9 protein-coding genes are annotated in these 10,286 nt (G+C 62.2%); 5 read left to right on the top strand and 4 right to left on the bottom strand.

From position 1 onward, the window contains the following. The first annotated feature begins 105 nt into the window (after positions 1 to 105). From J0M27_RS16780 to J0M27_RS16760, 5 genes are all read left to right on the top strand, one after another. Positions 106 to 900 carry a hypothetical protein gene (locus J0M27_RS16780; protein WP_294994276.1) on the top strand — a complete coding sequence of 265 codons (795 nt, stop codon included), beginning with the start codon at positions 106 to 108 and terminating at the stop codon, positions 898 to 900. Then, positions 897 to 1,283 carry a DUF1484 family protein gene (locus J0M27_RS16775; protein ID WP_294994274.1) on the top strand — a complete coding sequence of 129 codons (387 nt, stop codon included), beginning with the start codon at positions 897 to 899 and terminating at the stop codon, positions 1,281 to 1,283. Before J0M27_RS16780 ends, J0M27_RS16775 begins: the two co-directional genes overlap by 4 nt. Positions 1,284 to 1,362: 79 nt before the next feature. Beyond that, entirely contained in the window at positions 1,363 to 4,146 is a 2,784-nt protein-coding gene (locus tag J0M27_RS16770) for a toprim domain-containing protein (protein ID WP_294994271.1), read from the top strand. Between the two features lie 40 nt (positions 4,147 to 4,186). After that, entirely contained in the window at positions 4,187 to 4,345 is a 159-nt protein-coding gene (locus J0M27_RS16765) for a hypothetical protein (RefSeq protein ID WP_294994268.1), read from the top strand. A 1,265-nt stretch (positions 4,346 to 5,610) separates the two neighbouring features. Further along, complete coding sequence (locus J0M27_RS16760; RefSeq protein ID WP_294994265.1) at positions 5,611 to 6,042, top strand: DUF1178 family protein; 432 nt, start codon at positions 5,611 to 5,613, stop codon at positions 6,040 to 6,042. A gap of 21 nt (positions 6,043 to 6,063) precedes the next feature. Here the strand turns inward: J0M27_RS16760 and mutS are convergent, their stop codons facing one another. The 4 genes from mutS to J0M27_RS16740 all read right to left on the bottom strand — a co-directional run bounded on the left by mutS (position 6,064) and on the right by J0M27_RS16740 (position 10,282). Continuing rightward, positions 6,064 to 8,655 (bottom strand): DNA mismatch repair protein MutS, encoded by a 2,592-nt coding sequence (mutS, locus tag J0M27_RS16755; RefSeq protein ID WP_294994262.1) that lies wholly within the window; start codon positions 8,653 to 8,655, stop codon positions 6,064 to 6,066. A 2-nt stretch (positions 8,656 to 8,657) separates the two neighbouring features. Further along, positions 8,658 to 9,080: a PIN domain-containing protein gene (locus tag J0M27_RS16750; RefSeq protein WP_294994259.1), complete on the bottom strand. Its 423-nt coding sequence runs from the start codon at positions 9,078 to 9,080 to the stop codon at positions 8,658 to 8,660. Beyond that, positions 9,077 to 9,355, bottom strand: coding sequence for a hypothetical protein (locus J0M27_RS16745; protein ID WP_294994257.1), 279 nt, complete (start codon positions 9,353 to 9,355; stop codon positions 9,077 to 9,079). The genes J0M27_RS16750 and J0M27_RS16745 overlap by 4 nt, the downstream gene beginning before the upstream one ends. A gap of 120 nt (positions 9,356 to 9,475) precedes the next feature. Then, a complete protein-coding gene (locus J0M27_RS16740; protein ID WP_294994254.1) occupies positions 9,476 to 10,282 on the bottom strand; it encodes an inositol monophosphatase family protein in 807 nt (268 codons plus the stop codon). Positions 10,283 to 10,286: the final 4 nt, after the last annotated feature.

Here is a 10,286-nt window from a genome sequence, read left to right as displayed (position 1 = left end):
ACCTGGGCGAGTTGCACGCGACCGCGCGAAACAAACTCAAGAGCGCTCAGAAACGCCCTTCGATCATCGCTGCGTGCTGGATGCAGGCTACGCTGTGGTGATGTCATGAATTACGGAAGTCTCAATAGGTTCAAGACGCCCACCAAGGGCAAATCCACCGCTGCACCGAAAAAACCCGCCCGCCGTACCCTGCCCGCGCCGACCCCGGCGAGTATTCATGCCCTGTTCGTCGCCCTGCGCACGCTGGGCTGGCGTTCCGGAATGGAACACGCCCACGGTACCCGGCGTCCGCCCCCCGAGTCCGTACCGGTCAATGCCAGCACGCCGCTGCCATCCGCCGAGCAGATCGAGGCCACGTTCATGGCCGCCTGGAAGCTGGGCTGGGAGGCGATCTCAAACGACGAAGCCAGCTTCCTGTTAGGGCGGAACCGACTCACGCAAGACGGCATCGGCCACCTTTATGAGGTCGCCATCTGCATTCAGAAAGACCACCCGTGGCAGCTCAGCCTCGCCGAACGCTGCGCCGGCGTCTACAAGGTGCCGCACTACTGCACCAGCGAGCTGCCGCCGGTATCGCCGGCCACGCCGCGTGAGCAGGCGATGTTCGCCGTTTTAAGACAGGTCGGTATCTACGCCTACCAGGAACTCGGCCACGCACCGCTGAAAGCGCCCCCCCTGCCAGATATGGAGGCTTCATCCAAACGCCTGACCGGCGCATGGCACAACGCCGCCCGCGTGCTGGCCATGGAGCTGGGCTGGTGGCGGACGAACCCACGGGAAGTGGAGCTGATACACCTGCTGCGCCGCTGCAATGACAAGGGCCGCGACATCCTCTGCGCCACGCTCAGCGCCCTATTGCGCAGGAACAGGCTGGGAAATTACCAAGGAGACACAAAATGAGCAACCCTGGATACCCAACGCTGCACGAGAAACTCAGGAATTTGGACCGTCAGGAAAATTTTGACCTGATCAATAAAATCTTTTCATCTAACCGTCGTCTTGCTCAACTGATCGGCGAGATTGGCGGTTCGCTGAGCGCGCAGGACAAGGCTCAAGCTGAAATCAACGAGATAAGCAATCGGATAGCGACATTGTGCATTGTCGTTGACGCGATCGATGACGAATTCAAATCGTTTCAATGTGGGCTCAACGGCCTCATCGAGATGCTCTCTCATATGACCGAGAGCGAGATCAACGCGGGCAGCGTGCTGTGCTTGTTGATGCCTTTGAGCAGACAATTCCGTGAGGCGAACACAGAGTTCGACAGCATGGTGGCAGTGTGACCAGGGCGCCGCTCAATCGCCAGGTGATCAATGCCAATTTCGCGGTCGGATACCTGAGATTGTTGCGGCGGTGGTATTGATGGGCGCCAACCTTCCTGCGCAGCCCGCATCCGGCTATTTCGATGCGCTGAAATCCTCGATCGATCTGCATAACCTGGCGGAACGCCTGGGGCTGCGCAGGAAGGGCGACAACGGCAACTATCAGAGTCCGCACCATCGCGACAAGACGCCGTCGCTGTCGATAACTCCCAACGCTCGCGGATGGAAAGACTGGTCTTCGGATGGAAGCGCCGGAGGCAGTTGCATTGACCTCGTGCTGTATTGCCGGCCGGAGATCGAGTCTGCAATGGATGCCGCCCTGTTGCTGGGGGACTGGTACGGCATCAGTCTTCCACGGCAGAGCCCGCAGGCCAAGGGCAAACGTAGCCAGAAGAGCATTCCCGAGTACATCGCCGATCGCTGTGTCGAGAACCCGGAACCGGTAGTGTCCTACCTGGCCGGGCGCGGCATCGACGATGCAGTTATCAGGAAAGCCATCCAGCTCAAAACCCTTGGTTGGAACACTTGGACCAACGACAAGATTGCGCCCAATGAAGCGGGACACGGCGGGCCGGCCGCCGCCTTTATCGTCCGCTCGATCGAGACCCGGCTGGTCGAGGCAGTGGATATGAGGTTCGCGGATCCTGCGCTAAACGGCGGCGTCAAGACTCAGTGCCAGGGCAGGAAGGAAGGCATTGCATGGACAAGCGATCTGCCGCGATTGACGCGGGCACACACCGTGTACGTGGTCGAGTCGCCGATCAACGCGCTATCGGTCGAGAGCTGTCCCATCCCCAATGGAACAGCCGTCCTGGCGCTGCGGGGCACCGGCAATGCCGACAAGCAGGATCTGGCCTTTCTCAAGGGCAAGCGCCTCATCATCGCCCTGGATCACACCGACCCGGTGAACGAGCGGACAGGGCAGCGCCCGGGGCTCGCCGCCGCATGGCGACTTTCCGAACGGCTCACGGCCTGCGAGATCAGCGCCATGCTGGTGGACATGCAGGATTGGGAAGAGGGCGAGGACATCAACGACGTGCTGAAGACCGGCGGAGTCGATGACCTCTGGCGGCGCCTGCGCAAGCTGGAGGAATGGCTTATTCCAGGGATGCCGGGCGGTGGCGAAGGCCTGCAGGGCACGCGCCGGATATTTCTCCCTGAACACGATTTCAAGGTGTATTGGCGCTACCGGGTGCGCGAGGATTTCACCCAGTACGTCGACGAGTGGAAGGATGATGAAGGCGGCCAGCGGAGAGAAACGATCGGCGATCTGTGCTCGTTTCGGCTGGCCGGATTCTCGCGGTTGCGTGTACAGGGCCACCTGGCCACGATCAATGGCACCCCGGACACCCAATCGGAAACGGTGTTCGGCATCAGCGCGCAATCGCCGCGGCATGGAGTGATCTTGCAGCGGGAAGTTGTCGACGATCGCCAGCTATTCAATCTTGACTGGTGGCGATCCCGCTTTGGCGCGATCTTCAAGCCGGCGCAGTTCCAGCGCATGCTGAACATCCTGGAGCGGTCTGCTGCGCTCGGTGCCCGGGATGTCGTCAATTTCGTCGGGCTGGCCTGGCGTGCGGGCTCGCCGGCGGCACTGGAGGGGAATGACTGCTTCTTCATCGAACCGGCCAAGCAGTGTCTCTACCACAACATGATTTTCCCCCGTGGCAGCGTTCAGGACGCTCGCCGCGTGGTTGAGGCTTACCAGGCCACGTTCAAGGCCAATGCCGCCGCCATTCCCCTCGTATGGGCCTTGGGTGCCCATCTGAAGGCGATCCTGGGCTTCTATCCGCATTTCCAGATGCAGGCCGAAAAGGGGTCCGGAAAATCGAAGCTACTGGAGTCCATGCAAGCGGCGCTCGCCTTCCAGGTGCTATCCGGCCAGATGCTCAAGACGGACCATCGGCGCCGCGCCTCAGTCAGCTATACCAGCCATCCGGTAGGCTGGGACGAATTCTCCAAGCTGCCAAAGATGGTGCTTTCTGAAATCGACGGACTGCTGCAGTCGACCTATCGCTTCGAATTCACGCGCGTGGGGGCAGGCCTTACGCCTTACCTCATGTGTGCCCCGGTGCTGCTCGCCGGCGAGGAAGTGGATGTCGCCTCGCTGCAATCGAAGATCTGCCGCAGCTCGTTGACCTCGGCAAAGCAGGGGCCGTTGATTCCGCATGATCTGCCCCAGTTCCCCGTCTGGCAGTGGCTTCAGTTTCTGGAAAAGACCGGAACGGACAAGGTGAAAGCGATGTATCGGCAATGCCAGGAGTATTGCCAGCAGCATTCGCGAACCAGTGTCGACGACGCCACCGGCCGCCGGATGATGGAAAACTATGCCGTGATTCTCATGGCCTGGCACTTGCTGTGCGAGTTCGCCGACATCGACATCGAACAAGGTGGCTTTGCCGGCGATCTGGTTGCGGAAATGAATGAACATATCGCCGAAACGGATGGCATCCGTCTGCCATGGGTCTGGATCATGGAGATCCTGCTGTCGGAAATCGATGCGAACCGGTTCGAGCATCCCCACTGCTGGGACACCATCCCGGTTTCTCCTGGCGCTATCGAGCCGGCGCTGTTCATTCGGCCATCGCACGTCATGGACCATATCTCGACCGCGCCGCACCTGCGGGGCAAATTCGACGCCTTGCCGATCAAAACCGGGCGTGTGTTCAAGCAGCAGCTCCAGGCGAGCGGCGTGGTGATCGATGACGATGCTGAGCGATCGATTCGAGGCAACAGGACAGCGCACCTGACGGCGATCAGCCTGGCCAAGCTTGACCGGCTTGGCCTTCACGCGACGCCGAAATTCGACAGGTACGTTAAGTGAGTCCAGGGCGATGACTGGCAACCGAGCTCGCGGGCGGCAAATGCTGATCGATCTGTTAGCCGAACGGATCGTCGCAGAATATCTTGCCGAACAGGAGATGCTTGCGCAGGCGCGGCCAGGTAACAAGCCGATTGAACCGGACCGGATAAGTGATCCCCCGGGCGTCGCGCCGATCGGCGGTCAAAGAAAGAGGCTGTGAATGGGCAACAGGAACCTGGGTGGCGACGCCCCTGGAGCGGGCAGACCAAAGCGGCGTGCAGCGCCTACGAAGGCCGCAGAGACCTTCACATTGCTTCCACCGGTCGGATTGCCAGACCGTAAGCTGGCGATCAAGCTGATGGCGGCAGTTGTCCTATCAATCTGGGAAAAACATCGCGGCCGTGGCGAGCCCTCGGCATCGATCGAGGAATCGTAGCGACGCCGGCGACCTCTACCGGCGCCGAATCCGTGGCTGCGCTTTCGATGAAGGCAGAGAGAAAATGATTCGATCATTTCTAAACGGGATTGTGTTCGGTCTGGCTACGCTGCGGGCCTTGGGCGCGATCACGTTCCTGGTCGCCCTGGCGATCTGAGGCGCCGGCAGCGGTCAATCTGTCCGCTACTGGATGCGCTTCGCCGGAGAGCACCGCCATCCCATCGGAGCTATACCCCTCAACTTGAGGGGTGCTGACTTGGCTTCGTCCAGGAACCCCTGCATACCGTCAACCGAGGCGCGCGATTTGGTTTCGCAGGTAGCGAACGGGCGCTTGGAGGTCACATAGAAAATGAAAAACCCGTGGATTCCGTGGATTTATTGACCGAAACCGCTATACGACGCCACAAACGGGTTTTTCTGTTCCACGGAATCGTTCTCAATCTCCACGGAATTGGTTCAATTCTCCACGGAATCGCCTGTTTTCTCCACGGGTCGATTTTTCGCCTTTCTCCGCTCTTCTTCTTCTTCTTTTAATAAAATCAAAGAGAAAGAGAAGAAAGACAGGCATTTGATGGGAGCGGCGCAATCCACAGAATCCAAATGTCATGGAAAAACGATTCCGTGGAGTTTTGGCCCAAATCAGGGGAATTCCGTGGAACAGCGGCAACGTAAGCTATTGATTTGACTAGGTGCGTAAATCGACCTGTGGATGATCCACAGAATTACAGGGGAATCCGTGGATAGTGATACTTATGTAACGTATTGTTGTATTGGCGGATATTGAATGCTTTATGCATTTTCCACGGAATCGGCCGGTTTTTTTGCCTGTGTGGTCCCTGGAGTGACCGGGCTTCACTGTTGTTGATCGTCAATCCCGCGTCCCCTGGATCGCTCGGCAGGGAGGTGGTTTCTCGCGGATATACTGCGCAGCACCGCAAAGCGCGTGGATCTAGGGGGCATCGATGGGGGCATTTCTAAAAACTTCACTTCCATCAACCATTGATGTTGCTGGCGTTGGCTAGTATTTTCGATTCCGGTTCCGGCACCATATGATAATCATCGATCTCCTCTGCGATCAGGGACACCGCTTCGAAGGCTGGTTCGCTTCCGGCGAGGCGTTTCGCGACCAGAGCCAGCGTCATCTGGTGCTCTGTCCGCATTGCCAGACTTCGAGCGTCAGCCAGTTGCCTTCGGCACCGCATCTGAAGCGCGGTGCGTCGGAACTCGCGCCGTCCGCGTCCACGCAATCGGTCGCCCCGGAGCCTGCGCTGGCGCGTCTGCACGAAGCGCTTGCGAGCATGGCGCGCAAGGCCGAAAACGTCGGCACGGCGTTTCCCGAGGAGGCGCGGCGCATCCATTACGACGAGGCTCCCGCGCGCAGCATACGCGGCATCGCAACAGTCGATGAGACGCGCGAACTTCTCGAAGAAGGCATTGCGGTGCTTCCGGCGCCCGTGCCGCCTGACGACGAACTGCACTGAGGCGCGAGGAAGGCGCCCGCCTTAATCCTTCGCCAGACGGGCGAGCCGGTAGAGCGTGTCGAGGGCTTCGCGCGGGCTGAGCTCGTCGCAATTCAGGTCGCGCAGCGCATCCAGCGCCGGATGCGGCGGCTCGGGCAGCGGCGGGGCGCTGGCGAACAGGTCGGGTTGCAGCAGCGATCCGGCTTCGCGGTTTTCCAGCAACGCCAGGCGGCGCTTTGCTTCGCGCACCACCGCCGGGGGCATGCCCGCCAGCGCGGCGACCTGCACGCCATAGCTCTGCGAGGCCGGACCTTCCTCCACCGCATGCAGGAAGACGATCTTGTGGCCGTGCTCGACCGCGTCGAGATGGACGTTGGCGCAGACCGGGTAGTCCTGCGCCAGGCGCGTCAGCTCGAAATAGTGGGTGGAAAACAGGGTCCAGGCGCGGTTTTTTTCGACCAGGTGGCGGGCGATGGCGAAGGCCAGCGCGACGCCGTCGAAGGTCGAGGTGCCGCGCCCGATCTCGTCCATCAGCACCAGAGATTTGTCGGTAGCGCCGTTGAGGATGGCGGCGGCCTCGGTCATTTCGACCATGAAGGTGGAACGCCCCGAGGCGAGGTCGTCCGAGGCGCCGATGCGCGTGTAGATCGCATCCACCGGTCCCAGGCGGCAGCGCCGCGCGGGAACGAAGCTGCCGCAGTGCGCCAGCAGCACGATCAAGGCCGCCTGGCGCATGTAGGTCGATTTGCCGCCCATGTTGGGGCCGGTGATCAGCAGCATGCGGCGCGCGGCCGACAGGCGCATGTCATTGGCAATGAAGCTTGCCGACTGCGCAACGAGTTGGCGTTCCACCACCGGGTGGCGACCACCCTCGATTTCCAGCGCCGCTTCCTCGCAGAACTCGGGCTGGCGGTAGTCGTGGCGCACCGCGGCGCAGGCGAAGGCGGTGAGTCCGTCGAGTTCGGCGATGGCGCGGGCAATGCGCTGCAGGAGCGGAATGTGGATCGCCAGCGCGCCCAGCAGTTCGTCCCACAACTGGCGTTCCAGCGCCAGCGCGCGTTCGTTGGCCGACAAGGCCTTGTCCTCGAAGGCCTTCAGTTCCGGCGTGATGTAGCGCTCGGCGTTCTTCAGCGTCTGCCGCCGGCGGTAGTCCTCGGGGATTTTCTCGACATTGGCGTGCGTGACTTCGATGTAGAAGCCGTGCACCTTGTTGAATTCGACCTTGAGGCTGGCGATGCCGCTGCGGGTCCGTTCGCGGGCTTCCAGTTCGATCAGGAAGGCGCCGCAGTTGTCCTGGATGGCGCGCAATTCGTCGAGGTCGGCGTTGTAGCCGGGGGCGATGACGCCGCCATCGCGGATCAGCGCGCCGGGCTCCGGCGCCACGGCCTGCATCAGCAATTCGACGCAGGCCTGCGGCGTACCAAGCGCGGCGGCGAGTTCGTCGAGCCGGACCGCCGTACCGTCAGCGCCGACTCTTGCACGGATATCGCCAAGGCGGACCAAGCTGTCGCGCAATGAGGAAAGATCGCGCGGCCGGGCGCTCTTCAGGGCAATGCGGGCAGCGATGCGGTCGATGTCGGCAAAGCCCGAGAGTGCCGTGGCCAGCGCTGCATGCGGGCCACGGCCGGCGTCGCCGATCAGCGCGGCGACCGCGGCCTGCCGCGCCTGCGGAATGCCGCGATCCGTCAAGGGATGGTGCAGGCAGTGGCGCAGCCAGCGCGAGCCCATGCTGGTGGCGCAGGTGTCGAGCAGCGAGAGCAGGGTGGGTGCGGGCTCGCCGCGCAGCGTCTCGGAAATTTCCAGGTTGCGCCGGGTCGCGGCATCAAGGCGCAGGAAGCTGCCTTCGTGCTCGACCGTGAGCTGCGTCAGGTGCGCCAGCGCTTCCCGTTGCGTGGCCTGGGCATAGCGGTAGAGCGCGCCGGCGGCGGCCAGGGCGAGCTCTTCGTCCTGCACGCCGAAGCCGCCCAGGTCGCGGGTGCCGAAGTGCTCGGCCAGCGCATGGGCGGCCGCGCGACCATCGAAATGCCAGTCGGGCAGGTGCTGGGTGACGGCGCGCGTCTCGGGCAGGCCCGAGCGCAGGGCATCCGGCAGCAGCAATTCGGCCGGACGCAGGCGCTCGAATTGCTCGGGCAGGGCATCGAGCGAAGTTTCCAGCAGGCGCAGGTCGCCGCTGGCGAGGTTGAGCCAGGCCAGCCCGGTGCGCTGGCGGTCGATGCAGAGCGCCAGCAGCAGGCTGTCTGTCTTGTCGTCGAGCAGGTTGGCGTCGGTCAGCGTGCCCGGGGTGACGATGCGCGTCACGGCGCGCTCCACCGGGCCCTTGGCCAGCGCCGGGTCGCCGATCTGTTCGCAGATCGCCACCGAGACGCCGAGCTTCACCAGTTTCGCCAGATAGCCGTCGACCGCGTGGTAAGGAATGCCCGCCATCGCAATCGGCTTGCCCGCCGACTGGCCGCGCGCGGTCAGCGTGATGTCGAGCAGGCGCGCGGCCTGCTGGGCATCGTCGTAGAACAGCTCGTAGAAATCCCCCATGCGGAAAAACAGCAGCTTGTCCGCATGGTCCGCCTTGGCGCGCAGCCATTGCTGCATGACGGGGGTGTGCGCCGCAAGTTCGGCGGCGGTGATGGCAGGTGGCATCGTCAGCGTTGTTGCAGCCACTGTTCGGGCGTGAACACTTCCGCGACAGCACGCGCGCGTTCCAGCATTTCCGAGTCCAGGGTAATCAGCGGTTCTCGGTAGGTGGCTGCGAGTGCGACATAGATGGCGTCGGCGCCGCGCAGTCTCAATTTCGCGGCGAGGCGCATGGATTCGTTGGCCAATGCCGCGTCCAGTGGTACGCCTCTCACCCAGGTTTGGGCGGAGATCATTGTGGCCACTTTCAGGCCCCGGTCCGTGTCTCCCGTGCGGCGTGCGACTGCCCCGGCAATCTCCGCCCAGACCAGCAAGGGCAGGGTCGCAGTTTGGCGTTCCTTGACGAATCGATGCATGAACGCAAGGCTGATTTCATGGTGCGTGTCCACTTCAAGAACGTTGGCGACCCATACCGATGCATCGACGATCATGCGCCAAGGTCCCGGCGCTGCTCGCGTATGGCAGCAACGGCATCATGCGGTCCTTGCCAATTCGCCGAAATATCCGATGCTAGGCGATTGAGTTCCTGAATGAATGCGTCGGCTTCCTGTTCCCGGTCTTGATCTGATGGGGGTGCCGGTGTGCCTGCGCCGACTTCCCTGCGCAGGAGGTTCGTCAGCCAATCTTTCATGCTCAGGCCCTGTAAGGCGGCAACGGCCTTTGCGCGGCGAAAGAGATCGTCGGGCATTTCGATGGTGGTTTTCATTTCAAGGTCTCCATAAATATGGGCTTACGGTATTTATGGTATTCCCATGGCCGAACGAATTCAAGCTCGCGCAACCGGATTTCGAACCACGGCGGCCGTCAAGACGGCCGACATCAAGGCTCAGGCCTGCAGCTTCGCGGTCCGGTGCGGCGCAATCAGTTGCAGCAGTTGCGCGAAGATCTTCGGATTGCCGCCGACGATGTTGCCGGTCTGCATGTAGGTGGATTCGCCCGCGAGGTCGCCGACCAGTCCGCCGGCTTCGGTGATCAGCAGACTGCCGGCAGCCATGTCCCAGGGCGAGAGGCCGAGCTCCCAGAAGCCGTCCATGCGCCCGCACGCCACCCAGGCCAGGTCGAGCGCGGCGGCGCCCGGGCGGCGCATGCCGGCGGTGCGCTGCGCCACGTCGCGAAAGATTGCCAGGTAGGTATCGATGTGGTCGAACATGCGATAGGGAAAGCCGGTGCCGATCAGTGCTTCGTCGAGCTTGACGCGCTTGGCGACGCGAATGCGCTTTTCGTTGAGGTAGGCGCCGCCGCCCTTGCTGGCGGTGAAAATCTCGTTGCGGTTGGGGTCGTATACCACCGCCTGGGTAATGATTCCCTTGTGTGCCAGTCCGATCGAAATGGCATATTGCGGCAGGCCGTGGATGAAGTTGGTGGTGCCATCCAGCGGGTCGATGATCCACTGGTATTCGCTGTCGGCGGCGGTGCCGGCCAGTCCGGACTCCTCTGCTAGAATTCCGTGGCTGGGATAGGCCTCGCGCAGCACTTCGAGGATCGCCGCTTCCGCGGCACGGTCAACCTCGGTCACATAATCACTCTGTTGTTTGACATCGACCCGCAACTTGTCGACGTCCATGCTGGCGCGGTTGATGATTGTGCCGGCGCGACGCGCGGCCTTGACGGCGATGTTCAGCGTGGGATGCATGGGT

The sequence above is a fragment of the Sulfuritalea sp. genome (assembly GCF_017302275.1).
Classification (GTDB): domain Bacteria; phylum Pseudomonadota; class Gammaproteobacteria; order Burkholderiales; family Rhodocyclaceae; genus Sulfuritalea.
This window is presented reverse-complemented; position numbering and strand designations above follow the sequence as displayed.